This window comes from Streptomyces sp. NPDC059668, assembly GCF_042734135.1.
Taxonomy (GTDB): domain Bacteria; phylum Actinomycetota; class Actinomycetes; order Streptomycetales; family Streptomycetaceae; genus Streptomyces.
Genome location: NZ_JBHWEL010000046.1, coordinates 47308 through 73161, shown reverse-complemented (window position 1 = coordinate 73161; position 25854 = coordinate 47308). Strand labels below are relative to the sequence as shown.

At 71.8% G+C, this 25854-nt stretch carries 17 protein-coding genes and 1 pseudogene; 11 read left to right on the top strand and 7 right to left on the bottom strand.

Features of this window, described 5'->3' with window-relative positions; translation table 11 throughout:
• Window positions 1-142: 142 nt before the first annotated feature.
• Together ACFV2J_RS27890 and ACFV2J_RS27885 are read left to right on the top strand one after the other, a co-directional pair.
• Window positions 143-2056, top strand: coding sequence for a hypothetical protein (locus ACFV2J_RS27890; protein ID WP_385441210.1), 1914 nt, complete (start codon window positions 143-145; stop codon window positions 2054-2056).
• Window positions 2057-2093: 37 nt separating this feature from the next.
• The gene (locus ACFV2J_RS27885; RefSeq protein ID WP_385097647.1) at window positions 2094-2795 is read left to right on the top strand and encodes a hypothetical protein; all 702 of its coding nucleotides are present in this window, start codon (window positions 2094-2096) and stop codon (window positions 2793-2795) included.
• A 187-nt stretch (window positions 2796-2982) separates the two neighbouring features.
• Here the strand turns inward: ACFV2J_RS27885 and ACFV2J_RS27880 are convergent, their stop codons facing one another.
• The 4 genes from ACFV2J_RS27880 to ACFV2J_RS27865 all read right to left on the bottom strand — a co-directional run bounded on the left by ACFV2J_RS27880 (window position 2983) and on the right by ACFV2J_RS27865 (window position 9599).
• Window positions 2983-3711, bottom strand: coding sequence for a class I SAM-dependent methyltransferase (locus ACFV2J_RS27880; RefSeq protein WP_385084046.1), 729 nt, complete (start codon window positions 3709-3711; stop codon window positions 2983-2985).
• A 184-nt stretch (window positions 3712-3895) separates the two neighbouring features.
• The gene (locus tag ACFV2J_RS27875; RefSeq protein ID WP_385441206.1) at window positions 3896-6412 is read right to left on the bottom strand and encodes a SpoIIE family protein phosphatase; all 2517 of its coding nucleotides are present in this window, start codon (window positions 6410-6412) and stop codon (window positions 3896-3898) included.
• 154 nt (window positions 6413-6566) lie between these two features.
• Complete coding sequence (locus ACFV2J_RS27870) at window positions 6567-8972, bottom strand: MFS transporter (protein ID WP_385441204.1); 2406 nt, start codon at window positions 8970-8972, stop codon at window positions 6567-6569.
• Between the two features lie 183 nt (window positions 8973-9155).
• Complete coding sequence (locus ACFV2J_RS27865) at window positions 9156-9599, bottom strand: SRPBCC family protein (protein WP_385084041.1); 444 nt, start codon at window positions 9597-9599, stop codon at window positions 9156-9158.
• A 253-nt stretch (window positions 9600-9852) separates the two neighbouring features.
• On the opposite strand from ACFV2J_RS27865, the gene ACFV2J_RS27860 reads away from it, so the two are divergent.
• The 4 genes and pseudogenes from ACFV2J_RS27860 to ACFV2J_RS27845 form a co-directional block, all read left to right on the top strand.
• On the top strand, window positions 9853-10899 hold the full coding sequence (locus ACFV2J_RS27860) for an Rv2578c family radical SAM protein (protein WP_385084040.1): 1047 nt from the start codon (window positions 9853-9855) through the stop codon (window positions 10897-10899).
• Between the two features lie 223 nt (window positions 10900-11122).
• Window positions 11123-12706 (top strand): alpha/beta hydrolase, encoded by a 1584-nt coding sequence (locus ACFV2J_RS27855; RefSeq protein ID WP_385084039.1) that lies wholly within the window; start codon window positions 11123-11125, stop codon window positions 12704-12706.
• Window positions 12707-12761: 55 nt separating this feature from the next.
• Entirely contained in the window at window positions 12762-13160 is a 399-nt protein-coding gene (locus ACFV2J_RS27850; RefSeq protein WP_385084038.1) for a RidA family protein, read from the top strand.
• A pseudogene (locus ACFV2J_RS27845) lies at window positions 13157-13672 on the top strand (GNAT family N-acetyltransferase); the annotation flags it as partial. The gene ACFV2J_RS27850 and the pseudogene ACFV2J_RS27845, both read left to right, overlap by 4 nt.
• Window positions 13673-13782: 110 nt before the next feature.
• Here the strand turns inward: ACFV2J_RS27845 and ACFV2J_RS27840 are convergent.
• From ACFV2J_RS27840 to ACFV2J_RS27830, 3 genes are all read right to left on the bottom strand, one after another.
• On the bottom strand, window positions 13783-15483 hold the full coding sequence (locus ACFV2J_RS27840; RefSeq protein ID WP_385084037.1) for a methyltransferase: 1701 nt from the start codon (window positions 15481-15483) through the stop codon (window positions 13783-13785).
• Between the two features lie 76 nt (window positions 15484-15559).
• The gene (locus ACFV2J_RS27835) at window positions 15560-16723 is read right to left on the bottom strand and encodes a 4-hydroxybenzoate 3-monooxygenase (RefSeq protein ID WP_385084048.1); all 1164 of its coding nucleotides are present in this window, start codon (window positions 16721-16723) and stop codon (window positions 15560-15562) included.
• 220 nt (window positions 16724-16943) lie between these two features.
• Complete coding sequence (locus tag ACFV2J_RS27830; RefSeq protein ID WP_385084036.1) at window positions 16944-17513, bottom strand: adenylosuccinate lyase; 570 nt, start codon at window positions 17511-17513, stop codon at window positions 16944-16946.
• A 376-nt stretch (window positions 17514-17889) separates the two neighbouring features.
• Here ACFV2J_RS27830 and ACFV2J_RS27825 point away from each other — a divergent pair, with 376 nt between their 5' ends.
• From ACFV2J_RS27825 to ACFV2J_RS27805, 5 genes are all read left to right on the top strand, one after another.
• Window positions 17890-19695 carry a 3-hydroxyacyl-CoA dehydrogenase family protein gene (locus ACFV2J_RS27825; RefSeq protein ID WP_385084035.1) on the top strand — a complete coding sequence of 602 codons (1806 nt, stop codon included), beginning with the start codon at window positions 17890-17892 and terminating at the stop codon, window positions 19693-19695.
• A gap of 136 nt (window positions 19696-19831) precedes the next feature.
• Window positions 19832-20644, top strand: coding sequence for a TetR family transcriptional regulator (locus ACFV2J_RS27820; RefSeq protein ID WP_385084034.1), 813 nt, complete (start codon window positions 19832-19834; stop codon window positions 20642-20644).
• A gap of 863 nt (window positions 20645-21507) precedes the next feature.
• On the top strand, window positions 21508-22845 hold the full coding sequence (gene ccrA, locus ACFV2J_RS27815) for a crotonyl-CoA carboxylase/reductase (RefSeq protein ID WP_385084033.1): 1338 nt from the start codon (window positions 21508-21510) through the stop codon (window positions 22843-22845).
• Window positions 22846-22854: 9 nt separating this feature from the next.
• Window positions 22855-24888 (top strand): protein meaA, encoded by a 2034-nt coding sequence (locus ACFV2J_RS27810; protein ID WP_385084032.1) that lies wholly within the window; start codon window positions 22855-22857, stop codon window positions 24886-24888.
• Window positions 24885-25850 carry a CoA ester lyase gene (locus tag ACFV2J_RS27805; RefSeq protein ID WP_148013027.1) on the top strand — a complete coding sequence of 322 codons (966 nt, stop codon included), beginning with the start codon at window positions 24885-24887 and terminating at the stop codon, window positions 25848-25850. Before ACFV2J_RS27810 ends, ACFV2J_RS27805 begins: the two co-directional genes overlap by 4 nt.
• Window positions 25851-25854 lie beyond the last annotated feature (4 nt).

Here is a 25854-nt window from a genome sequence, read left to right as displayed (position 1 = left end):
TGTGGTGTTTTTTCTAACACCCCGCCCACCCCCCACCCCCCCGCGCGCCCCCCGCCCCCGCCCCCCCCCGCGCCGGGGGGGGGGGGGGGCCCGCGGGGGGGGGGGGGGGGCCCCCCCCCCCCTTGGGGGGGAAGGACCACACATGACGGCACTGGGGGACGGGCCCGCGTTGCTGTACGACACCGGGTCGCCGGTGCCGGGGCCGGGGGGGATCCCGGTCACCTACGAGCAGTTCGCCACGGGGACACTGCCGGTCGTCGGCGCCGGAGTCGAGGTACTGCCGGTACCCCGACTCAGCTCCGGGCTGAAACTGCACGGGGAGTACCAGGGATCGGGTTTCACCGACCCGAAGTACATCGCACGCCGCGGAGACGGCCAGGTGGTGCAGCTGTCCCGGCTGCTGTACCTGGTCGCCTCCGCGATCGACGGCGTGCACGACATCGAGACCATCTCGCACCGCGTGAGCGCCCGCTACGGGCGGGAGCTCAGCGCGGAGAACGTGCGCTACCTGATCGAGGAGAAGCTCGACCCGCTGGGCGTCACGGTGCCGGAGGGGCAGGACGAGGAGGAGATCACCGCGCCGCGGTCCGATCTGCTGCTCGCCCTGAAGGGGCACCGGATCATCTTCAACGAGCGCCGGGCGGCCCGCATCGCCCGCTCGCTGGCCTGGCTGCACCGGCCCACCGTGGTCGTGCTGATGCTGGCGGCGGCCGTGGCCATGGACGTCTGGCTGTTCGGCTTCTTCGGCGCGGTCGAACCCGTGCTTCAGGTCCTCGACCAGCCGGTCCTGATGCTCGTGGTGTTCGGACTCACCGTGGCCTCACTCGTCTTCCACGAGTTCGGTCACGCCTCGGCCTGCAGATACGGAGGCGCGCGGCCGGGATGCATCGGCTGCGGGCTCTTCCTCATCTGGCCGTCCATGTACACCGACGTCACGGACATCTACCGGATCGGACGGGCCGGACGGCTCCGCACCGACCTGGGCGGGGTGTACTTCAACCTCGTCTTCATGCTCGCCATGACGGGCGCGTACTTCGCCACCGGCCAGCAGTTCTTCCTGGCCACGGTGTATCTCGGGCACTTCGAGATCCTGGAGCAGCTGATGCCGGCCGTCCGGCTGGACGGCTACTACATCCTCGGCGACCTGGCCGGCGTCCCGGATCTCTACGGCAAGATCAAACCGATCCTGCTCAGCACGGTGCCCGGACGGCGCGGCAAGGCGGCCCGGGCCGAGGTCGTCGGGCTCAAGAAGTCGTCCCGCACCATCATCACCACGTGGGTCCTCACGATGGTGCCGCTGCTGATCGGTGAACTCGGGTACGCGCTGTGGAACCTGCCGCGGATCGTCGCCACGATGGTCCGCTCGCTCACCGCGCAGGTCGTGGGCACCGGTGACGCCTTCGTCAACGGCGAGATCGCCGCGGGCCTGATCGGCGTGATCGGCTGCTTCATGCTGCTGTGCCCGATGGCCGGCGTGGTCTATCTGTCGGTCAAGATGGGCGGCCGGGTCTTCCGCGCCGCCAAACGCTCGACCGACGACAAGCCCCGGCTACGGGTGGCGCTGTGCGCGCTGGCCCTGGTCGGTCTGGGCACGCTGAGCTACGCGTGGGTCTCCGGGGTGACGCCCGAGCCGCTGCCGAAGCGGCCGCCGATCGCCCCGATCCTCCAGCCCGGCGTCTCCACGGCGCAGCCGCCCGCCCGGCAGGCGACCGCGCCCGGACCGGAGGCGTCCCCGTCCGGCACCGCCGCGGCCCTGCCGTCCGGCACCGCGTCCCCCGGTGCCTCGGGCGCCGCCTCGGCGAGTGCCTCCGCCTCGCCCAGCGCGGACGCCGGGCCCTCCGCGTCGACCAGCGCGGGCCCGTCCAAGAAGCCGACCGAGCCCACCGGCGGCCAGAACACGACGGGTTCGGCCCCGGCGGGTTCGCCGGCCGGCCCCTCCGAGGGACCCGCCGAACCGTCGCCGTCCGACGCCCCGTCCTCGACGGCGCCGACCACGGAGCCACCCACCCCGACCGACAGCCAGAGCGCGACCGAACCGCCCCCGGCCACACCATGACCGGCCGCACACTGCACCGACACCACAGGAGAACCATGTGAGCACGCATGCCAACGCCCATCGAAAGCCGAATCCCATCGGCACGACGCTCGGCCGAAGGGCCATGCGCATAGGCCTGTTCGCGGCCGGCGCGGCCGGTATCGCCACCGCCGTACCGGCCCAGGCCGCCACGGCCGCGGCGGGCGGCATGGGCCGTAACGCCGCCGTCGCCGAGGACCACACCTTCAGCCACGCCGACCGGTCCCACCCGACCCAGGTCAAGGACTCGTTCACGGTGCGGCAGTTCGGCACGGTGAAGTCCGCGGGCATCCGCAACCAGGCCAACGCGGTCTCCGTCGGCTGCTCGGTCGACGCGCACTGCCGGTCGGTGGCCCTGTCCTTCCAGATCGTCACCCTCGCGGGCCAGCACACGCGCCTGAACGCGGTGAACCTCAGCGACGCCGCGAACCAGCACTGCGACGGATGCCAGACCCTCGCCGGCGCCTACCAGTTCGTGGTCTCCACCGCGCGTCCGATCACTCTGGACAGTGCGACGAAGAGCCGGCTCGCCGACATCCACCGCAGGCTCGACGAGCTGAGCCGCTCCGGTATCCCGGCCGTCGACCTCAAGACGAAGGTCGACGCGCTGGCCGCCGAGGTCACCGGAGTCCTGCACGACGCGGTGGCCAACGCGCCCAAGGCCGCCGACCAGCCGGCGGTGGCGGTGCACCGCCACATGGACGGCTGGCCCGGCCACTGAACCAGGCCACCGCACAGGGCCGTCGGCGGACGCCGATGACGGACGTCGTCGCGCGGCGCGACGGGCCGGCGCGGACGCCGGGTCGTTGAGCAGGGCCGCCGGCCGAGGCCGACGCGCCGTCGACCAGGGCCACTGAGAGGGGTACGGCGTCACCGACCGGCCGGTGACGCCGTACCCGTGCCGCGGATCACCCCGCGGTGCGGCCCGCCACCAGCCACCGCGAGGGCAGTTCGATCCGGGTGCCGAGCGCGGTGTACTCCGCGGTGACCAGCGGGAGTTCACCACTCGCGAGGACCGTGAGGCCGGCCGCTCCGAGGTGGTCGGGGACGGCCGCGTCGGAGACCTCGCCGGGGGCGATGCCGTGCCGGAAGACGGGTGCCAGCTTGGCGGGAGGGCCGTCTGCGCCCTGCGCCAGCCCCATCAGGACGGGGCGGGCGGCCTCGGAGAGTTCGACGAGGAAGACCCGGCCCCGCTCCCCCACCAGGGTGGCGATACCGTCCACCAGTGGCTGGCGGTCGTCCGGTTCGCACTGGTGGAGCACGCCCCTCATGTAGACGTTGGCGTCGCCGAGTTCCGCGTGCAGGTGCTGCACCTCGCTCTTCTCCGACGCGTCGAGCAGCCGGTACGTCGCCTGCCCCGCGGGGTCGGCCTGCCGGGCGTGGTCGAGGGCCGCGGCCGAGATGTCGGTGCCGACGACCTGCGGGAAACGGTCGGCGAGGAATCGGGTCTGGGTGCCGTTGCCGCAGCCCAGATCGACGAGAGGCAGCCCGTGGAACGTCACGTACGGTTCGAAGAGGGCGAGATGGACGCCCGCGGTCAGGGCGGGCTCCGCGTCCCAGAAGACGGCTCCCTGTTCGTCGGGGGCCTCGCGCCAGAAGCCCTCCCAGGCCTCCCTGTACCGACCCGTCACGCTCATGCCCGCTCCCCAGGTAGCACCGCCGCCCGCCGAGCATGACGGGCGAGATCGGTCTATCGCGCCTGGAGTGCGGCGACAAGCATGCGGCGCATTCCTTCACCGGTCATTTCGATCCGTGTACGCCGTCGCGCGCCCTCTGCGCCCCCATGAGCCCCGGGAGTGCGCACGCGAGCCCCGGGGTGGATCAGCGCCGGGGCAGCGTCAGTTCGAACCACACGGTCTTGCCGCCGCTGGTGCGGCTCGTGCCCCACTCCCGGGCCAGCGTGCTGACGACGCGCAGACCGCGTCCGTACTCGTCGCCGGGGCCGGCGCTGAGCAGCGTCGGCAGCGTGTGGTCGTCGTCGGCCACCTCGCACAGCAGGGTGTCGCCGCGCACGAGGCGCAGTTCGATCCGGCGGCCGCGCGCGTGCCGTACGGCGTTCGCCACCAGCTCGCCGACCATCAGTTCGGCGGGGTCGGCCAACTGGTGCAGACCCCACTCGTGCAACTGCTCCCGGACGGCGGCACGGGCCCGGCCCGCCTCGGCCGGATCGGACGCGAGCCGCCATTCGGCGATGTCCTCGGCTTCGATGCCGTTGAGCCGGGCCATCAGCAGGGCCACGTCGTCCTTGCGGCCGCCACGGGTGTTGAGGGCCCGGATGATCGTGTCGCAGGCGTCGTCCATGGACGCGGCCGGGTGGGCCGCGGACTCACAGAGCGTGGCGAGTCCGACGCCGATGTCCTCGCCGCGCACCTCGACCAGGCCGTCGGTGCACATCACGAGGCGGTCGCCGGGCGCCACCGGTACGCGTACGGTCTCGAAGGGGACCCCGCCGACCCCGATGGGCGCGCCGGTCGGCAGGTCGAGCAGATCGCTGTGGCCGTTCGCGGCGCGGACCAGGACGGGCGGGATGTGACCCGCGTTGGCGATGTGCAGCTCGCCGGCGATGGGGTCGTAGATCACGTACAGACAGGTCGCGAGGTAGTGCTCGCCGAGCCGCTGGGCCAGGTCGTCGAGATTGCGCAGGAGTTGGGCGGGCGGCAGGTCGAGCGCCGCCATCGTCTGCACGGCGGTGCGCAACTGACCCATCATCGCGGCCGAGTTGAGGCCGTGGCCCATCACGTCGCCGACGACGAGGGCGGTGCGGGAGCCGGGCAGTTTCACCGAGTCGAACCAGTCACCGCCGACGCGGCCGAGGAGCGTGCCGGGCAGATAGCGGGTCGCGATGTCGCAGCCGGCCATGCGGGGCGCTATCTGCGGCAGCATGCTGTCCTGGAGGGTCTCGGCGACGCTCTCCTGGTAGGTGTACATGCGGGCGTTGTCGAGTACGAGGCCCGCCCTGGAGGCGAGTTCGGCGCCGGTGACCCGGTCCATGTCGTTGAACTCGGCGCGCTCCGGGTGACGCAGCAGGACCATGAAGCCGAGCACCACGTTGCGGGCCTTCAAGGGCACGACCAGCATGGAGCGGTGCGTGATGAGCGGCCTGATGTCGCGCTTCTCGAACTGCGCGGCGATCATGTGGCCCATCCGCTCGCTGATGCGCGGCACGAGGACGGGCTCCCCGGTGGTCATGCACTGGAAGAACGGGGTGTGCGCGGGGAACGGCATGGCCTCGCCGACGGGCACGACGTCGTCCCAGCGGCCCGGCTCGTCCGTGTGCTCCAGCGCCACTCGGTGCCACATCGTGGTGGTGTCGGGCACCCCGTCGGGGAACCCCTCACCGGCGACGACCTGTTCGCGCAGATAGGTGCCCGCCACGTCCGTGAAGCGCGGCACGACGGCCCGGCTCACCTCCAGGACGGTCCGCGCCAGGTCGAGGGAGGTGCCGATGCGTCCGCTGACCTCGTTGAGGAACTCCAGGCGCTCGCGCACGGCGGCGTACTCGAGGTCCTCGCCCTCGTCGTCCGCGCCGTGGATGTCCGCTGCGTCCCACGAGTCACCCGGGAGCGGAGGCCCGCCGGCCGCGGCCCCGGCGGCCCGCTCGCGGCGGGCCTTGCGCCCGGCCCGCCGGGGCACCCCCCAGTCGGGAGTGACGGGCACCCGGTCGTTCTGGCTGAACTCCATGACGGGATAGCCGAGTTCGAGGATCTGCGCGACGATGCGGGCGCCTTCGTCCACACTCATGCTGGGCAGGATCTCGGGCAGTCTGCGGGCCAGTTCCTCGGCGCCGGGGAAGTCGGTGTGCAGCGCGAAGGCCGGTGCGATGCGCTCGACGGCCACCCTGTCGTCGGTGTGGCGCATCGCGCCCGCGTCGGCGGCCAGTACCAGCAGCCGCTCGCGCCCCGGGCCCACCAGCGGGTACGCCCACCACAACACGTCGACCCGGTCGTCGTCGCGGTCGGCCGCGCGCTCCCGTCCGGGCACCGTGAGCCGGGCGCGCCCGGCGGCCGGGTAGGAGAGCCGCCCGTCGAGCGAGGACTCCAGGTCGGGGCCGAGCCCGTCGTACGCCGCGTACGCCCCGTACAGCGCCGTCTCGTCCTCCTCCGGGAGCACACCGGAGACGGGGAGCAGGTCGACGGCGGGGTGGCCCACCGCGTCCTCCTTGGGAACGCCGAACAGACGTCGGGCGCCGGAGCTCCAGTGGGACACCAGGCCGTCACGGTCCACGGCGACCACCGCCAGCGGTACCCGCCCGGCGTCGGCGTACTCCGCGACGCCGTTCCCAGCGGTGCGACTGAGAGGTGTGCCCACTTCGGTGCCACGCGAAGTGCCGCTCTCCATGGCCCAGGCCCCTCTCCCCGCGGCTCGGCAAGATCTGTGCCGCACCCACCACCGTACGACTGCGGCGCGTCGCCGTGTGCGGCAATAGGGGAATTGACCTTTCCGGGGACCGCTCCGGCGCACCACCCGTCCCCGGTGCGGCGGATGGGCCGGGTCAGTCCTCGTGGCCGAGCTGCAGATCGCGCTCCGTACGTCCCCCACCGGCCACTTGGAGCACGGTGGCCACCGGTGGGTAACCGGCCGCGATGACGGTGTACTCGCCGGAGGACAGGTCGACGAAGCGGAAGGTGCCGTCGGCGCCGGTGGTGAGGGTGTCCACGACGTTGCCCGCGGCGTCCAGGAGCGTCACGCGCGCGTCCTCCACGGGCCGTCCGCCGCCCGCCCGTACGGTGCCGCGCAGCACGGCGCCGCCGGCGAGTTCGACGTCCTGGCGGGTCTCGCGGGAGGCCTGCACGCTGACCGGGAGCGCGGCCGGCCGGAACGCGGGCGCGCTGCCGGCGAGGGTGTACTCGCCCGCGACCAACTCCGAGATGACGTAGCCCCCTTCGCGTCCGCTGCGGGTGGTGGCCACCACCTCGCCGTGGACGTTGGTCAGCGTGACCGTGGCGTCGCGCACCGGGGTGCCGTCCGCGGTCAGCACGCTCCCGGCCAGCCGGCCGGCGCCACCGAGCACGACGTCCAGTTCCACGGGACGCTCACCGATCGTCACCGAGACCGCCTGCGGCTGGTGGCCGCCCGCCGCGGCGATCAGGACGTACGACCCCGATCCGGGCGTGGACAGCGCGTACCGCCCGTCCTCGCCGCTGGCGCCTCGCCCGATCTGCCGGCCGGCGATGTCGATGAGGGTGAGCGCGGCGCGCGGCACGACGGTTCCGTCGGGGTGCTGCACGGTGCCGCAGACGGGGATCCCGGCGACGTGCGTGGTGCGGGCCGGGGGGACCTGGGTGAGGGGGAGGGGATCGGTGTCGGCGGCGGGGGCGTTGTGGGACACCAGCGGTTTCTCCTTGAGGAAGCAGGCGATGAGGAGGCCGAGGACGAGCACCGGCACGAGGTAGAGGAAGATCCGCGGCATGGCGTCCGCGTACGCCGCGATGTAGGCGTCGCGCAGCGGGGCGGGCATCGCGTGGACGAGCTGCGGGGTCAGGGACTCGGGGTCCGGGAGGGTGGTCCCGGCGCGCGCCGGGACGCGTTCGGCGAGCGAGTCCGCGAGCCGGCGGGCGAACAGCGTGCCGAAGATCGCGGCGCCGACGCTGCCGCCGATCTGCCGGAAGTAGTTGTTGGCGCTGGTCGCGGTGCCGAGGTCGGCGGGGGGCACGGAGTTCTGGACGGCGAGGACCAGCACGGGCATCACCATGCCGATGCCGGTGCCGAGGACGGCCATCCAGACGCTGTACGTCAGCCGGGAGGTGTCGACCTCCAGACGGGAGAGCAGCCACATGCCGAGCGCCGACAGGGTGCCGCCCAGCACCGGATAGACCTTGTAGCGGCCGGTGCGGCTGATGAGCTGGCCGGAGACGACCGAGGCCCCGACGATGCCGCCCATCATCGGGAGCATGAGCAGACCGGACTCGGTGGCGCTGGCCCCGTCGACCATCTGGAGGAAGGTCGGCAGATAGCTCGCGGCCCCGAAGAGGGCGACGCCGATCACCAGGCCCACCAGCGCGGTGACGTTGAAGACGCCGTCCCTGAACAGCCGGGGCGGGATGAGGGGTTCGGGGGCGAAGCGCTCGACGACGAAGAACAGGACGGTCGCGGCGAGGGCGCCCGCGCCGAGCCCGAGGATCACCCGGGACCCCCAGGCGTACTCGGTACCGCCCCAACTGGTCAGCAGGACCAGGCAGGTCGAGGCGGCGGCGAGCAGCAGGATGCCGAGTACGTCGACGCGTCCCCGGCGGGCGGGCTTCGGCAGTTTCAGGACGACGGTGACGACGGCCAGGGTGAGCAGGCCGAAGGGCACGTTGACGTAGAAGCACCAGCGCCAGGAGAGGTGGTCGGTGAAGTAGCCGCCGAGGAGGGGGCCGGCGACCGAGGCGAGGCCGAACGCGGCGCCGATCAGGCCCATGAAGCGGCCGCGTTCACGGGGCGGCACGATGTCCGCGATGATCGCCTGCACGCCGATCATGAGGCCGCCCGCGCCGACGCCCTGGACCGCGCGGAAGGCGATCAGCTGGTCCATGGTCTGCGCGCGTCCGGCGAGCGCCGAGCCGATCACGAAGGTCGCGATCGCGAACTGGAAGACGCCCTTGCGGCCGAAGAGGTCGCCGACCTTGCCGTAGACCGGGAGTCCGATGGTGGAGGTGAGCAGGTAGGCGGTGATCGCCCAGGACATCCGGTCCAGGCCGTGCAGCTCGCCGACGATCTTCGGGAGGGCGGTGGCGACGATCATCTGGTCGAGCGCGGCGAGCAGCAGCGCGAGCATGAGCCCGAGGAAGACCAGCCGTACCTGGCGCGGACCCAGCCGGTCGGGGCCGGTGGGGCCCGTGGGGCCGGCCGCCTCCGGAACGACGGGCTGCGGGGGTGCGGCAGCCGGTTCGTCCTCTAGCAGAGTGATGCCGCCCACGTGCCGTTCCCCTCGTCGCACCTACCGCACAATTCCCGCTTATCGCGACAACTGCGAGCAAGCGCGACGAGTTACGGCGTACCGTCGCGTGGAGAGGAGATGCACTCGAACCGGTGAGGGCGGCAACGCGCCCTGGGCGGTTGCTTCTTGGGCCCGCGGGCCGTCGAAGGCCTCTCCCGGGGGCTACTTCTCCGTCTCGGCGGCGAGCTTCTCCAGGACCAGGTCGTAGATCCGGCCGAGACCCTTGGGCGCGAAGGTCTTCTCGAAGAAGCCCCCGACGCCGCCCGCGCCGTTCCAGACGGTGCTGACGACGACCCGCGACTTGCCCTCCCCGGCCGGGGTGACCCGCCAGGTGGTGACCATGGAGGAGTTGCGGTCCTTCTCGACGAGCTCGCCGTCGGTGGGCTCGGTGACCTCGAGCAGGCAGTCGCGGACGCGCTTGCTGGTGGCCTGGAGCTTCCAGTGGACGAGGGTGCCCTCGCCGTCGCCGCCCTCGCGCACCTCGTACTCGCTGAAGTGCTCGGGCAGCAGCTTCGAGCGGGTGCCCGCGTAGTCGGCCAGGGCGTCGAACACCGCCTCCGCGTCCGCCGCGATGACCCGCTCCGTCGTGGCCTCGACCTGCGCCATGGCACTTCCTCCAGCACTTGGTGACTCGGGGTGTGCGGCAAGCCAACCACCACGCGGCCCGCCCCCTCAAATCGGGGTGCCCGCGGGGCGCGGGAGGGGCCCACGACAGGGGCGCGGAAGGGGTGCGCGAAGAGGGCGCGGTGGGGGTCCGCGGCGAGGCCGGACGGGGTTTCCCACGGGGCCCGGGAAATCGGGTCGCACGATCAAGGGAACATGTGTTCTATTCTGTGGCCAGTGCTACCGAGGAGGCCTCATGCGCTGGGAGAACCTCACGGCGGACCCCGCCGGGGACCGCGCCCGCAACGCCGCGCTGTTCGGCGCGGACGCGGTGACCACCCGCACGTTCGACACCCCGGAGTTCCGCGGCGTCACGTTCCACGAGATCCGGGCCCGCTCGATCGTGAACCGGGTGCCGGGGGCCTCCCGCATGCCCTTCGAATGGACGGTCAACCCGTACCGGGGCTGCACGCACGCCTGCGTGTACTGCTTCGCGCGCAGGACGCACAGTTATCTGGACCTCGACACGGGGCTCGACTTCGACTCCCAGATCGTCGTCAAGGTCAACGCGCCGGACCTGCTCCGCCGCCACCTGGGCTCCCACCGCTGGCACGGCGAGCACATCGCGATGGGCACCAACGTCGACTGCTACCAGCGGGCCGAGGGCCGCTACCGGCTGATGCCGGGCATCATCGCCGCCCTGCGCGACCACGCGAACCCCTTCTCGATCCTGACGAAGGGCACGCTCATCCTGCGCGACCTCGACCTCCTGAAGCAGGCCTCCGAGGTCACCGACGTCGGCATCTCCGTGTCGGTGGGCTTCACCGACCCCGAACTGTGGCGCACCGTGGAACCGGGCACCCCGGCGCCCGAACGCCGCCTGGACGTCGTCCGCACCCTGACGGACCACGGCATCGGCTGCGGGGTCCTGATGGCCCCCGTGATCCCCTTCCTGGGCGACCACCCGGCCCAACTGCGCGCCACCGTGCGGGCGATCGCGGCCTCGGGGGCGACCTCCGTGACCCCGCTGGTGCTGCATCTGCGGCCCGGCGCCCGCGAGTGGTTCATGGCCTGGCTGGAGCACCACCACCCCTACCTCGTACGCCGTTACGAGCGGCTGTACGCGGAGGGCGCGTACGCCCCCAAGTGGTACCAGCGCCGGATCACCCGTCAGGTCCACGAACTCGCCCAGGAGTACGGCATCGGTCCCGCGCACGGAGGCGCGCCGCGGCGGATCGCCGCCCCCGAACCGGCCGTACCGGAACCGGCCGCGCCCGGACCGACACAGCTCACGCTGCTCTGACCGGTACCGCGACGGGCGGGCGTCGGCCGTCGCGGAACTGGCGTTCGAACTCCCGCCTTTCGCGACCGCGCCGTCCGAAACCTCTCTGACGTCATCCGAGCGCATCCCGCGACCCAATCGGGTCAACTCTTGCCAGAACGGGTTCTTTTGGTACCCCACCCCGGGACGATGCGGCGAAGGCCGTGGCGTGCACGGCTCAAAATCCTCCGTCCTGGGAGGCCTTGTGAAGAAACGCGCAGCTGCTCTGTGCGGGGCTGCCGCCGTGGTGGCCGGGATGATCACGTCGATCCCCGCCGACGCGAGCGCCGGTTCCGCGACCGCACCGCGCACCGTCCGGACCGCGAAGCCCACCTGGAAGAAGTGCGGCACCAGCACCTACCCGGCACTCCAGTGCGCATCCGTGAAGGTGCCGCTGGACCACTCGAAGCCGGACGGCCGGCTCATCACGCTGGCGCTCTCGCGCGTCCCGCACACCGCGAAGAAGTACCAGGGACCGCTCCTGGTGAACCCCGGCGGTCCCGGCGGCAGCGGGATCACGATGGCCGGGTTCGTCGCCTCCACGCTGCCCAAGGCGGTGGCGGCGCAGTACGACGTCATCGGCTTCGACCCGCGGGGCGTGGGCGCGAGCCGGCCCGCGCTGGACTGCCGGCCCGGCCACTTCGCCCCGGTCCGGCCGGACACCGTGCCCAGCACCCCCGCCATCGAGAGGGCCAACCTCGACCGCGCCCGGTCCTTCGCGCAGGGGTGCGGCGAGAAGTACGCGAGCCTGCTGCCGTACATCGACACGATCAGCGCGGTCCGCGACATGGACTCGATCCGTGACGCGCTCGGCGCCAAGAAGATCAACTACTTCGGGTACTCCTACGGCACCTACCTCGGCGCCGTCTACGCCAAGCTCTACCCGCAGCGCGTACGCCGGCTGGTGCTGGACTCCGTCGTCGACCCCACCGGTGTCTGGTACGAGGACAACATCGGGCAGGACTACGCCTTCAACGACCGCCACCTGGCCTTCCTGGCCTGGGTCGCCAAGCACGACGCGACGTACCGGCTCGGCACCGACCCCGCCAGGGTCGAGGCCAAGTGGTACGCGATGCGCAGGGCGCTCGCGAAGCAGCCCGCCGACAAGAAGGTGGGCGCCTCCGAGCTGGAGGACACCTTCATCCCGGGCGGCTACTACAACGGCTACTGGCCCCGTCTCGCCGAGGCGTTCGCGGCGTACACGAACAAGAAGGAGACGGCCCCGCTCCTCGCGGCCTACAAGAAGATCGGCGCCAAGGACGCCAAGGACGGCAACGGTTACAGCATCTACACCGCGGTGCAGTGCCGTGACGTGTCGTGGCCGCGCGACTGGAACCAGTGGCGCAAGGACAACTGGGCCGCCTACGGCAAGGCGCCCTTCATGGTCTGGAACAACGCCTGGTACAACGCGCCGTGCGCGTTCTGGCCGACGAGCACGCTGCGGCCGGTGGACATCTCCAACGCGGCGCTGCCGCCGACGCTGGTCTTCCAGGCGACCGACGACGCGGCCACCCCGTACCAGGGCGGTGTGACGGTCCATCACCAGCTGCTCGGCTCCAGCCTGGTGGTCGAGCAGGGCGGCGGCAACCACGGCATCACGCTGAGCGGCAACGCCTGCCTGGACAAGTACCTGGCGGCCTATCTCACCGACGGCAAGGTGCCGCACGGGAGCGGTGAGGCCGACGCGGTGTGCGAGAAGCTGCCCGACCCGGAGCCGCTGAGCACGAGGGCGGCGTCCGTCACCTCGCAGGGCGCGACGCTGCACGGGCTGCTCGGCCCCCGCGGCTGAGCACACCCGGACGTCCGTCGGGGGCGTTGTCACACCCATGGTCCACCATGGACGCATGAGTGAACCGACCCGCATCCCCGCCCCCGACGGAGTCGCCCCCGCCGCCGCGTACTCGCACGTCGTCATCGGCACGGGCCGCTTCGTGGCGGTCTCGGGACAGCTCGCCCTGGACGAGGACGGCGGGCTCGTCGGCGAGGAAGACCCGGCGGCGCAGGCCCGTCAGGTCTTCGAGAACCTGCGCCGCTGCCTGGCCGCCGCGGGCGCGACCTTCGACGACGTCGTCAAACTCACCTACTTCGTCACGGACATGGCCCATATGCCGGCCGTCCGCGCCGCCCGGGACGCCCACATACCCGCGGACCGCCTGCCGGCCGCCTCCGCGGTCCAGGTCGCCGCGCTGGTCGGCCCCGAGTTCCTGATGGAGATCGAGGCGTACGCGGTGCTGGGCGGATGAGCGGCATCCGGGTCCGGGAGATGACCCTCGCGGACTGCGACCGGGTGTCGGAGATCCGCGTCCGCGGCTGGCGGGCCGCGTACCAGGGCCTGATGCCCCAGTCGTACCTCGACGCGCTCAGCGTGGAGGAGGACGCGGCGCGTCGGCGCCGGCGCTTCGGCCAGGGCGGCGGCGCGGTGGTGAACCTGGTCGCGGAACAGGCGGGCGAGATCGTCGGCTGGGCCTGCCACGGCCCGTACCGGGACGGCGAAGTCCGCGCCACGGACGTCGAGTTGTACGCGATCTACGTAGACCCCGACCGGACGGGGGCCGGGGTCGGGCGCGCACTGCTGCGGGAGTCGGCCGAGCGCTGTGCCACCGCCGGGTACGAACGGATGCTGCTGTGGGTGCTCCAGGAGAACACGGGGGCGCGCGGGTTCTACGAACACGCCGGATTCGCCCCGGACGGCGCCGAGGAGCCGTTCGAGGCGGGCGGCGTCGAGGTGCCCGAGGTCCGCTACGCCCGCGCGCTCAGCGCCGCTCCCACCCCTGCTCGCCCCGACGCCGGCCGGGCCCGCCCGGCCGGTCCGGGCGGTCCGGGCGGTCCGGGCGGTCCGGGCGCCCCCACGGGGACGTCACACCCCTAGAGCACGGGTCCTGGGTTCGCCGGCCGGCTCCTGCGGACGTGCAGCACGCTGCCGTCCAGGGGCAGCGGCGCCCGGTCCACGAGGGTGAGACCCACGTCGGCGAACAGCCGCGCGTAGTGGTCGGCCCGCCGTTCGCGGCCTCCGACGTTGCACATCATGTGCAGGTCCCAGGCCGTGGCCAGTGAGGCCGAACCGTCGGCGGGCAGGACACGTTCGACGACGAGCAGATCGGCGGTGTCGGGCATGGCGCGGGCACAGTGACCCAGGATCTCGCGGCACCGGTCGTCGTCCCAGTCGTGCAGGACGCGGGACAGGACGTAGACGTCGCCGCCCGTGGGCACGTCCGCGAAGTCGCCCGCCCGGAAGGTGCACCGCGCCGTGTGTCCGGCCGCGCCCAGGAGGCGGCGGGCGGTCTCGACGGTGTGCGGGCGCTCCAGCAGGACGCCGTGCAGGCGAGGGTGTGCCGAAAGGATTCGGCCGAGCAGTTCGCCGTTTCCGCCCGCGATGTCGACCACGGTGGCCCCTTCGGCCGCCGCGGTGAGGACCGGGTGGGCGGGCAGCGGGTCGAACATCCGTGAGCCGGCGGCCATCGACCGGTCGAAGAGCTCGGCGAGTTCGGGGTCACGGGCGAAGTGGTCGAAGTGGTTCTCGCCGAAGCGTCGCTCGAAGGCGACCTGTCCGGTGCGCACGGTGTGCGCGAGCCCGGCGAAGGACTCGTAGAACGGGCCCCCGTACATCAGCGCCAGCGGCCGCATCGATCCTTCGGCGTCCGCGCGCAGCAGCCCGCCGGTTGCCGTGAGCCGGAAGCCCTCGCGGTCCTCGCTGACCACTCCGAGCATGGCGAGGTAGCGGAGCAGGGTGGCGAGGTTCGGTGCGAAGGCACCGACGTCCCGCGCCAGTTCCGCCACGCCGACGCTCCGCTCCTCGTCCATCGCGTCGGCCGCCTCCAGCCGCGCGAACGCGGCCAGCGCCTGCGTCGTCCACGCCCCGGTCAGCAGGCGCAGCAGGGCCTCGGCGGGCTGCCGCTCACGGTGCTCTTCGAGGTGGGCGGCGAGGACGTCGCGGTGGTCGCCGGGGACGTACAGCTCCACGCGCCGGTACTCGGCCTTGGCCTCGGCGGGTGCGGTGAAGTAGAACACCGTGCCGTTCTCGTGCGGGTTGTAGCCGCCGCCGTCGGGGGTGGCGCCGTACCGTCCGAAGGCCGCGCACAGACCGCGCAGCACCAACGGGTCCGGTGCCTCGACCTCGAAGGCGACATGCGCCTCGTGCTGCCGCTCCCGTTCGTGCGCGGCGAGCGTGTCGAGGTCCGAACCCGGCGGCACGGTCAGCGCGAACACCTCGACCATGCGCCGCGCCCCGTCCAGGCACTCCACCGCGGGGCGCAGGACGCCGACGTCGAGGTCCGCCACGGACCGCTTGTGCCGGACGGCCAGACGCTCGCGCACGACGACGCTCGGCCGCGGCGGCGCGTCCGCGGCGAGCCCGCAGTCGGCGAGGGTGGCGTCCAGTTCCGCCTCGTCGGAGGGGAAGACGAGCAGTGCCGCGTGCGAGAAGTCACAGCGCTCCACCAGGGTCCGCAGTTCCGGGCCGTCGAGCCCGGGAAGCAGGAGCGGGAGCAGGGTGGCGGTGTCCTGTTCCTTGACGAAGTCGACCGTCGCGCGCAGGCGGGACGTGTCGCCCGACAATGCCGTGATCATTGCGGGGGAATCCTCATTCCGGGGTTCGGATGTGCGCGTACGGATGTACGCGGGTGCGGAGCTCAGGAGTGGCGGGCTACACGCCGACGTAGTGCTCGGCGAACCAGTCCTGCTGGCTGCGCGAGGTGCGCAGCGAGGTGAGGCGGGAGCGGCGCAGGGAGTTGTGGAACAGCGACTCGCCGTCCGCGCCGGACGGGCCGTGCAGCAGCCCGATCATCCAGTGCGAGAACTCCTGCGCACGCCAGATGTGTGTCAGACACCGCGCCGAGTAGGAGTCGAGGCCCTCGGGGTCACCGGCGGTGAGGGCCTCGACGAGGGCACGGGCCAGGACCGCCGCTTCGAGGACCGCGAGATTGGCGCCCTTGGCGGCGGACGGGCTGATCAGACCGGCGGCGTCGCCGACGAGGAACAGCGCGCCGTGGCGCAGCGGTTCGAGCACGTCGGACTCCAGGTCGACGACGGCACGCTGCACGACGCGCCCGCGGCGCAGCGGGCCGTACTCCCGCGCCCGCATCCGCAGGTCCAGCTCGTCCCAGATCCGTTCCGCGGACCAGGCGTCGGCCGGGGTGCCGCGCTCGCACTGGAGGTAGTAGCGGGTGACCTCACTGGTGCGGGCCATGTGCCCGGCGAACCCGCGCTCGTGCGTCGCGTACCCGACGGCGTCCAGACTGGGCGGCGCCTCGGCGAGCAGGCCGAGCCAGGTCACGCCGTGGTCGCGATGGTGGCGGACCGTGCCGGCCGGCAGTGAGCGCCGGGCCGCGCCGTGGCGTCCGTCGCAGCCGGCCACGTACCGCGCCCGCCACAGGCCGGGCCGTCCGTCGGCCTCGCGCACGGTCACCTCGGGCCGCTCGCTGTCGGCGTCGCGCACGGCCACGGCCTCGGTGCCGAAGCGGATCTGTCCGCCGCGTTCCAGGAACCGCGTCAACAGGTCGGTGACCAGGTCCTGTTGGGGGTAGACGGTGTGCGGCTCACCCTGCCCGAGCCCGCTGTAGTCCAGCCGGAACCGGCCGTCCTCGGTACGGAACTCGCAGGTGCTGTGGATCCGCCCGTGCTGTCGCAGCCCCTCGGCGAGACCGTGCCGTTCCAGGATCCGCACGGTGTTGGCGGCCAGGAACCCGGCACGTGCGCGCGTCTGCACATGCGTGCGCTCGGCTCGTTCCAGGACGACGCAGTCGATCCCCCGGTCCACGAGGATGTTGCCGAGCACGAGCCCGGCCGGCCCGGCCCCGAGGACGACCACATCGGCCGCGTGGTCGCTCGGTCGCCGTCGGCTCGTCCCGTTAGCCACGGAACCATCTGTCACGGAACCATCTGTCACGGAACGAGATACTAAGGAGACCCAAATCCGCGCCCGTACCGAAATCACCTGAATGCGCGGCTCGAACGGCGAATCGATCATCACCCCTGCCGGGCCCCGGGCCCCCGTTCCCGGCGCCGGGGGCCGCGCGATGGGCCGGGCGTCACTCGGGCAGTCGCGCCAGCGCGCGCACCGCCTCCTCCGCGAGGACCGGATGCGCGAGCGCGTCGTTCAGCACGGGTCCCGCGCGGACGTCGCCCAGCTCGCCCAGTCCCTCCACACAGGCCAGGGCGACGGTGCGGTACGGGTCGTGCGGGCGCAGCCTGCGCCGCAGCGTGGTGATCAGCGCGGGTACGGCCTCGGGGGCGCGCAGCTCGACCAGCAGCCGTACCGGATGCAGCGCGTAGGCCACGCGCAGTTCGTTGGTGGCGAGCGCGGCGGCCGCACGGGCCGTCCGCGGATCGCCGAGTCGCGCGAGGGCGTACGCGGCGGACGCGCAGCGCCGTGGCTCGCGGTGGTTGAGCAGCAGGACGAGCGCCTCGAACGCCCGCCCGTCCCTGGCGACCCCGAGCCGGAAGGCCGCCAGCTCCCGCGCCCACAGCGGCTGCCCCGGTTCGGTCAGCGCCGCCGCCAGTACGTCGAGGTCCCCGGTCGCCGCGAGCCGGTCGTACGCCGGAGAGGCCGCCGCCTCGTCCCGTAAACGCTCCGTGAGTGATCGCAACTCCTCGTCCATGCCGCCGAGACTAGATGCGGGGCCGCCGCACGGGGACGTACATCACCAACTCGGGGGCTGGCGCGCTCGTTACCGGCGGGTTAAGCTCAGACGAGCGAGTTACCCACTCGTGCTCCACTCAGGGCGGCCTGGTGACGCAGCCGTCGTGAGAGCAGTCGGTTCGGTGCTTCAGGCACCGCAGTACGACACGGCTCCGGGACAGAGCCGGTCGGCTTCACCGTTCACCGGGCGCGCCTTCGCGGACTTCCCGGCCCGAACGGCAGCACCGGGCGTGTGCGCTCGTCAGCCCGGCACCACCCGCAACGCTCAGCACTCCGTGCGCCCCTCGGCGCACCCGTGTGCCCTCCTCAGTCGTCACCCTCATCTGGAGTCCGCGATGGCCGCTCCCCAGTCCGACCTTCCTCTGTCCCCTCTCCAGACCGTCGCCGTCGTCGGCCTCGGCACCATGGGCATCGGCATCGCCGAGGTGCTCGCCCGGGCCGGCCGCGACGTCGTCGGCATCGACATCAGCGAGGCCGCGGCCGTCCAGGCCGTCACCGCGCTCGAAGCCTCCACCGCCCGCGCCGTGCGACGCGAGCGCCTCACCGGGCAGGAGCGCGAGGACATCCTCGGCCGCTTCCGTACCTCCACCGACCTCACGGCCGCGGCCGGCGCCGACCTGGTCATCGAGGTGACCCCGGAGTCGTACGACATCAAGCAGCAGGTCTTCCGCGCGCTGGACGGCATCGTGCGCCCGGACACCATCCTGGCCACCGGCACCAACGCCCTCTCCGTGACGCGTCTGGCCGCCGACTCGGCGCGCCCCGAGCGCGTCCTGGGCCTGCACTTCTTCAATCCCGCGCCCGCGATGAAGCTGGTCGAGGTCGTCTCGTCGGTGCTGACCGCGCCCGCGGCGGTCAGCGCCGTCACCAACCTCGCCCTCGACCTCGGCAAGGAGCCCGTCGCGGTCGGCGACCGCCCCGGTTTCGTCGCCGACGGGCTGCTGTTCGGCTACCTGAACCAGGCGGCCGCGATGTACGAGGCGAAGTACGCCTCCCGTGAGGACATCGACGCCGCGATGAAGCTCGGCTGCGGCCTGCCCATGGGGCCGCTCGCCCTGCTCGACCTGATCGGCGTCGACACGGCCCGTACGGTCCTGGAGGCCATGTACGCCGAGTCCCGCGACCGGCTGCACGCCCCCGCGCCCATCCTCAAGCAGCTCAGCGAGGCGGGCCTGACCGGACGGAAGTCGGGTCGCGGCTTCTACTCCTACGAGGCGCCCGGCAGCGCGGATGTCGTGCGGGACGCGCTGACACCGCTCTCCGGCGGCACCGGCACCCCCGGCCGCCCGGTGCGCTCGGTCGGCGTCGCGGGCTCCGGGACGATGGCGTCCGGTATCGCCGAGGTCTTCGCGAAGGCCGGGTACGAGGTCGTCCTGGCCGCCCGCAGCGAGGAGAAGGCACAGGCGGCCAAGGCCCGGATCGGCAAGTCGCTGGCGCGGTCGGTGGACAGGGGCCGGATGACCGCCGAGGCCGCCGCGAGCACCCTGGACCTGATCACGCCGGCGGGTTCGTACGACTCCTTCGCCGAGGTCGATCTCGCCCTGGAGGCGGTGGCCGAGGACCTGGAGGTCAAGCAGCAGCTGTTCGCGGTGTTCGACAAGGTCTGCAAGCCCGGCGCGATCCTCGCGACCACCACCTCCTCGCTGCCCGTCGTGGCCTGCGCCCGTGCCACCTCGCGCCCGCAGGACGTGATCGGCATGCACTTCTTCAACCCGGCCCCGGCGATGAAGCTGGTCGAGGTGGTCCGCACCGTCCTGACCGCGGACGACGTGCACGGCACCGTCCGTGAGGTGTGCGAGAAGATCCGCAAGCACCCGGTGGACTGCGGCGACCGCGCCGGATTCATCGTGAACGCGCTGCTCTTCCCGTACCTGAACAACGCGATCAAGATGGTCCAGGAGCATTACGCGACGCTCGACGACATCGACGCCGCGATGAAGCTGGGCGGCGGGTACCCGATGGGGCCGTTCGAACTCCTCGACGTGGTGGGCCTGGACGTCTCCCTGGCCATCGAGAAGGTGCTGCACCGGGAGTTCCGCGACCCGGGCCTCGCGCCGGCTCCGCTCCTGGAGCACCTGGTGGCCGCGGGCTGCCTCGGCCGCAAGACGGGACGCGGCTTCCGCGAATATGCCCGCCGCTGAGCGTCCCGGCGACTGGTCCGCGGACAGCGCCGACTGGGGCGGACTGCTCGACCCGACCGGAAACCCCCCGCCCGCCGAGGGTGGGGGGATCCCCGGACTTGCACGTTCTCCTGCGCAGATGCAGTACGTTCGGGTCATGTCCCAGCCCGCCAGGTCCTCACGTACACCGGCCACGCCCGACGCACCGGAGAGTGCCGCGGGCGGTCGCGCGGCCGCGCAACGGCTCAAGATGCGACGGGAACTGGCGGCCTCGGCCATGGAGCTGTTCGCGACCAAGGGGTACGAGGCGACCACCGTCGACGAGATCGCGGCCCGGGCCGGGGTCGCCCGGCGCACCTTCTTCCGCCACTTCCGTTCGAAGGAAGAGGCGATCTTCCCCGATCACGACGACACCCTGATCCGCGCCGAGGCGGTCCTCGACGCGGCGCCCGCGCACGAGCACCCGCTCGACACCGTGTGCCGCGGCATCAAGGAAGTCATGAAGATGTACGCGGCCCAGCCCGAGATCTCCGTCTCGCGCTACAAACTGACCCGTGAGGTGCCCACGCTCCGGGAGGCCGAGATCGCCTCCGTGGCCCGCTACGAGCGGCTCTTCACCCGCTACCTGCTCGGCCACTTCGACGAGCACGCGCACGACGACGACGCCAACGACGATCCGCTGCTCGCGGAGGTCGCCGCGTCCGCCGTGGTCACGGCGCACAACCACGTCCTGCGGCGCTGGCTGCGGGCCGGCGGACAGGGGGACGTGGAGGCCCAGCTCGACCACGCCTTCTCCATCGTCCGCAGGACGTTCGGAACCGGGATCGGCGCCGGGCGGGACGCGGCGCCGCACACGGCGCCCGCCTCCTCCTTCACGGAAGGGGACGTCCTGGTGACCGTGGCCCGGGTCGACGCCCCGCTCGACCAGGTGATGCGCACGATCGAGCAGGCGCTGCGCGACCGCCCGTAGGACCCGAGGCGCATGGCCCGGCAGGGCTCGGCGGGGCCCGGCGGGGCCCGGCGGGGCCCGGCGGGGCCCGGCGGGGCCCGGCGGGCCTCCGCCCTCGCGATGAGACCCGCCCCCGCCCCCCGTGGCGCGCCGTCGAGCCGTGACCCGTGCCCCCTGACGCGTGACGCGTGACCATGGCTCCGTCACCCGATTGGCGGAGGCCGGAGACCGGGAGCCGGGCCGCGGTGAGCAGGGTCCGGCCTCGGCGACGAGGGCCCGGACCGACCGGCCCAGGGTCCTCCACACCCCCACCGCGCATGCCCCGTGGCCCCGGCCACACCACCCTCCTGCCGGGAACGCGCTCCCCCCGGACACTCCCCCGGCCCGTTCGTGGCACTCCGCCCCCTCCGAGGCGCTCCCCGTGCCCACCTGGGCGCTCTCCCGCCCCGCCGGACCGCTCCCCGGCCACCTCTCCGCCATTTCCCGGCGCTCCCCACCCCGCCCCGCGGCCGTCCGTCGCACCCCCTCCGAGCTGGGGTTTTTGATCGATCATCGACCAATCTGATCGATCATCGCTCACGTGTTACGTAAAGATTTCACCTGAGCGCAACTCATGGCACTCCGTGCCTTGCCAGGTGACACGGCGTGCCATACGTTGATGTTGTCCGGGCGGCCGGCGTGCAGAGATCCCTCGTACGCCGGCTGTCCCCGCACACCACTGGTGAGCGCGCCCGGACGCCTGCGTCACAGGCACCCTCCCGCGCCGACAAAGCGCTGCCACAGCACCACCTCCGCCGAACCGACGGCACACCCCTCACCACAGCAGCAGCACCGACGTAACCCTCAGCGTCTTCCCTCGGACGCGTATCGCCGGAGGCAACACCGTGAAGGAAATCCTGGACGCGATCCAGTCGCCGGACTCCACGTCCGCCGACTTCGCCGCTCTTCCGCTCCCCGAGTCCTACCGTGCCATCACCGTGCACAAGGACGAGACGGAGATGTTCGCCGGGCTCAGCAGCCGCGACAAGGACCCCCGCAAGTCGATCCACCTGGACGACGTGCCGGTGCCGGAGCTCGGGCCGGGCGAGGCCCTGGTGGCCGTCATGGCCTCCTCGGTCAACTACAACTCCGTGTGGACCTCGATCTTCGAGCCGATGTCGACCTTCGGTTTCCTGGAGCGCTACGGCAAGCTCTCGGACCTCACCCGGCGCCACGACCTGCCGTACCACATCATCGGCTCCGACCTCGCGGGCGTGGTCCTGCGCACCGGCCCCGGCGTCAACGCCTGGAAGCCCGGCGACGAGGTCGTCGCGCACTGCCTCTCGGTCGAGCTGGAGTCCTCGGACGGCCACAACGACACGATGCTCGACCCCGAGCAGCGCATCTGGGGCTTCGAGACCAACTTCGGCGGGCTCGCCGAGATCGCGCTCGTCAAGTCCAACCAGCTGATGCCGAAGCCCGACCACCTGAGCTGGGAGGAGGCCGCGGCTCCCGGTCTCGTCAACTCCACCGCGTACCGCCAGCTGGTGTCGAAGAACGGCGCCGGCATGAAGCAGGGCGACAACGTGCTCATCTGGGGCGCGAGCGGCGGGCTCGGCTCGTACGCCACCCAGTTCGCGCTGGCCGGCGGCGCCAACCCCATCTGCGTCGTCAGCAGCGAGCAGAAGGCGGACATCTGCCGCTCGATGGGCGCCGAGGCGATCATCGACCGCAACGCCGAGGGCTACCGGTTCTGGAAGGACGAGTCCACCCAGGACCCGAAGGAGTGGAAGCGCTTCGGCAAGCGCATCCGCGAGTTCACCGGCGGCGAGGACATCGACATCGTCTTCGAGCACCCCGGCCGCGAGACCTTCGGCGCGAGCGTCTACGTCACCCGCAAGGGCGGCACCATCACCACCTGCGCCTCGACCTCGGGCTACATGCACGAGTACGACAACCGCTACCTGTGGATGTCGCTGAAGCGGATCATCGGCTCGCACTTCGCGAACTACCGCGAGGCCTGGGAGGCCAACCGGCTCGTCGCCAAGGGCAAGATCCACCCCACGCTCTCCAAGGTCTACTCCCTGGAGGACACCGGGCAGGCCGCCTACGACGTGCACCGCAACCTCCACCAGGGCAAGGTCGGTGTGCTCACCCTGGCGCCCCGTGAGGGCCTGGGTGTCCGCGACGAGGAGAAGCGCGCGCAGCACATCGACGCCATCAACCGCTTCCGGAACGTCTGAGGTCCCCAGATGACAGAGCGTCAGCGTCAGAAGGACCGGCCGTGGCTCATGCGCACGTACGCCGGTCACTCCACGGCCGAGGCGTCCAACGAGTTGTACCGGCGCAACCTCGCCAAGGGCCAGACCGGCCTGTCGGTCGCGTTCGACCTGCCGACGCAGACCGGCTACGACCCCGACCACATCCTCGCCCGCGGCGAGGTCGGCCGGGTCGGGGTTCCGGTCTCGCACCTCGGTGACATGCGCCGGCTGTTCCAGGACATCCCCCTGGACCAGATGAACACCTCGATGACCATCAACGCCACCGCCATGTGGCTGCTGGCGCTCTATCAGGTCGTCGCCGAGGAGCAGGGTGTCGACATCACCACGCTCCAGGGGACGACGCAGAACGACATCGTGAAGGAGTACCTCTCGCGCGGGACGCACGTCTTCCCGCCGGGGCCCTCGCTCCGTCTGACGACGGACATGATCGCCTACACGGTCTCCCACATCCCCAAGTGGAACCCGATCAACATCTGCTCGTACCACCTCCAGGAGGCCGGTGCCACGCCGGTCCAGGAGATCGCGTACGCGATGTCGACGGCCATCGCGGTGCTGGACGCCGTCCGCGACTCGGGACAGGTGCCCGCGGAGAAGTTCGGTGACGTCGTCGCCCGTATCTCCTTCTTCGTGAACGCGGGCGTCCGGTTCATCGAGGAGATGTGCAAGATGCGCGCGTTCGGCCGCATCTGGGACGAGGTCACGCGCGAGCGGTACGGCATCCAGGACGCCAAGCAGCGCCGCTTCCGCTACGGCGTCCAGGTCAACTCCCTCGGGCTGACCGAGGCCCAGCCGGAGAACAACGTCCAGCGGATCGTGCTGGAGATGCTGGCCGTCACCCTCTCGAAGGACGCACGCGCGCGTGCCGTGCAGCTGCCCGCCTGGAACGAGGCGCTGGGCCTGCCCCGGCCCTGGGACCAGCAGTGGTCGCTGCGCATCCAGCAGGTACTGGCCCACGAGAGCGACCTGCTGGAGTACGAGGACATATTCGAGGGCTCGCACGTCATCGAGGCCAAGGTGGCCTCCCTGGTGGAGGAGTCGCTCACCGAGATGGACCGGATCGACGAGATGGGCGGAGCGATGGCCGCCGTCGAGTCCGGCTATCTCAAGTCGCAGCTCGTCTCCTCGCACGCCGAGCGCCGGGCCCGGATCGAGGGCGGCGCCGAGAAGATCGTCGGCGTCAACATCTACGAGTCGACGGAGCCCAACCCGCTGACCGCCGATCTGGACGCGGCGATCCAGACGGTCGACCCGGCCGTCGAGGCCCGTGTCGTCACCGCGCTCCAGCGGTGGCGCGACACCCGCTACCAGCCGCCGTTCAACCACCCGCGCCCCTGCAAGGCGCTGGAGCGGCTGAAGGAGGCGGCCAAGGGCACCGACAACCTCATGGAGGCCACCCTGGAGTGCGCCCGCGCCGGGGTCACGACCGGCGAGTGGTCCGAGGCCCTGCGCGAGGTCTTCGGCGAGTTCCGCGCACCGACCGGCGTCTCCTCGGCGCCCGTCGCGGTCACCGCCGAAGAGGGCACCGCGATGGCGCTGGTGCGCCACCGGGTCGAGGAGACCGCCCGCGACCTCGGTGTGGGCAAGCTCCGGTTCCTGGTGGGCAAGCCGGGTCTGGACGGGCACTCCAACGGCGCGGAACAGATCGCCGTACGGGCCCGCGACGCCGGGTTCGAGGTGGTCTACCAGGGCATCAGGCTGACGCCCGAGCAGATCGTGGACGCCTCGATCGCCGAGGACGTGCACGCCGTCGGCCTGTCCATCCTGTCCGGCTCGCACGCCCAACTGGTGCCGGACGTGCTGGAACGGCTGCGCGAGGCCGGCGCGGGCGACATCCCGGTGATCGCCGGCGGGATCATCCCGAACGCCGACGCCGAACAGCTGCGCGCCGCCGGAGTGGCCGCGGTGTTCACCCCGAAGGACTTCGACATCACGGGAATCATCGGCCGTATCGTCGACGAGATCCGGAAAGCGAACAAGCTCGACCCCCTGGAGGTCCCCGCATGACCACGCCCGTCAACCGCCTTCGTCCGCGGCGATCCTGCCTGGCGGTGCCCGGCTCGAACCCGCGCTTCCTGGAGAAGGCCCAGGGCCTCCCCGCGGACCAGGTCTTCCTGGACCTGGAGGACGCCTGCGCCCCGCTGGCCAAGCCCGACGCGCGGCACACCATCGTGAAGTTCCTCAACGAGGGCGACTGGACCGGCAAGACGCGGGTCGTACGGGTGAACGACTGGACGACGCACTGGACGTACCGCGATGTCGTCACGGTCGTCGAGGGCGCGGGCCAGAACCTCGACTGCATCATGCTGCCGAAGGTCCAGGACGCCCAGCAGGTGGTGGCCCTGGACCTGCTGCTGACCCAGATCGAGAAGACGATGGGCTTCGAGGTCGGCAAGATCGGCATCGAGGCGCAGATCGAGAACGCGAAGGGCCTGGTGAACGTCGACGAGATCGCCGCCGCCTCGCCGCGCGTGGAGACCATCATCTTCGGCCCGGCCGACTTCATGGCGTCGATCAACATGAAGTCGCTCGTCGTCGGCGAGCAGCCCCCGGGGTACCCGGCGGACGCGTACCACTACATCCTGATGCGCATCCTGATGGCCGCGCGGACGCACGACCTCCAGGCGATCGACGGCCCCTACCTGCAGATCCGCAACCAGGAGGGCTACCGCGAGGTGGCCGGGCGTGCCGCCGCCCTCGGCTTCGACGGCAAGTGGGTGCTGCACCCGGACCAGGTGGCCGCGGCCAACGAGATCTTCTCCCCCTCCCAGGAGGACTTCGACCACGCCGAGCTGATTCTCGACGCATACGAGTACTACACGTCCGAAGCGGGCGGCAAGAAGGGCTCCGCGATGCTCGGCGACGAGATGATCGACGAGGCCAGCCGCAAGATGGCACTGGTGATCTCCGGCAAGGGCCGGGCGGCCGGCATGCAGCGCACCAGCAAGTTCGAAGCTCCGGAGGCCTGAGCAC

What these genes read in the sequence shown, in the direction of transcription:
- ACFV2J_RS27830 (WP_385084036.1), bottom strand. Translation starts at nt 17,513, where the DNA reads ATGGACGAGGAGTTGCGATCACTCACGGAGCGTTTACGGGACGAGGCG.
- ACFV2J_RS27825 (WP_385084035.1), top strand. Translation starts at nt 17,890, where the DNA reads ATGGCCGCTCCCCAGTCCGACCTTCCTCTGTCCCCTCTCCAGACCGTC.
- ACFV2J_RS27865 (WP_385084041.1), bottom strand. Translation starts at nt 9,599, where the DNA reads ATGGCGCAGGTCGAGGCCACGACGGAGCGGGTCATCGCGGCGGACGCG.
- ACFV2J_RS27840 (WP_385084037.1), bottom strand. Translation starts at nt 15,483, where the DNA reads ATGATCACGGCATTGTCGGGCGACACGTCCCGCCTGCGCGCGACGGTC.
- ACFV2J_RS27875 (WP_385441206.1), bottom strand. Translation starts at nt 6,412, where the DNA reads ATGGAGAGCGGCACTTCGCGTGGCACCGAAGTGGGCACACCTCTCAGT.
- ACFV2J_RS27860 (WP_385084040.1), top strand. Translation starts at nt 9,853, where the DNA reads ATGCGCTGGGAGAACCTCACGGCGGACCCCGCCGGGGACCGCGCCCGC.
- ACFV2J_RS27810 (WP_385084032.1), top strand. Translation starts at nt 22,855, where the DNA reads ATGACAGAGCGTCAGCGTCAGAAGGACCGGCCGTGGCTCATGCGCACG.
- ACFV2J_RS27850 (WP_385084038.1), top strand. Translation starts at nt 12,762, where the DNA reads ATGAGTGAACCGACCCGCATCCCCGCCCCCGACGGAGTCGCCCCCGCC.
- ACFV2J_RS27820 (WP_385084034.1), top strand. Translation starts at nt 19,832, where the DNA reads ATGTCCCAGCCCGCCAGGTCCTCACGTACACCGGCCACGCCCGACGCA.
- ACFV2J_RS27805 (WP_148013027.1), top strand. Translation starts at nt 24,885, where the DNA reads ATGACCACGCCCGTCAACCGCCTTCGTCCGCGGCGATCCTGCCTGGCG.
- ACFV2J_RS27890 (WP_385441210.1), top strand. Translation starts at nt 143, where the DNA reads ATGACGGCACTGGGGGACGGGCCCGCGTTGCTGTACGACACCGGGTCG.
- ACFV2J_RS27880 (WP_385084046.1), bottom strand. Translation starts at nt 3,711, where the DNA reads ATGAGCGTGACGGGTCGGTACAGGGAGGCCTGGGAGGGCTTCTGGCGC.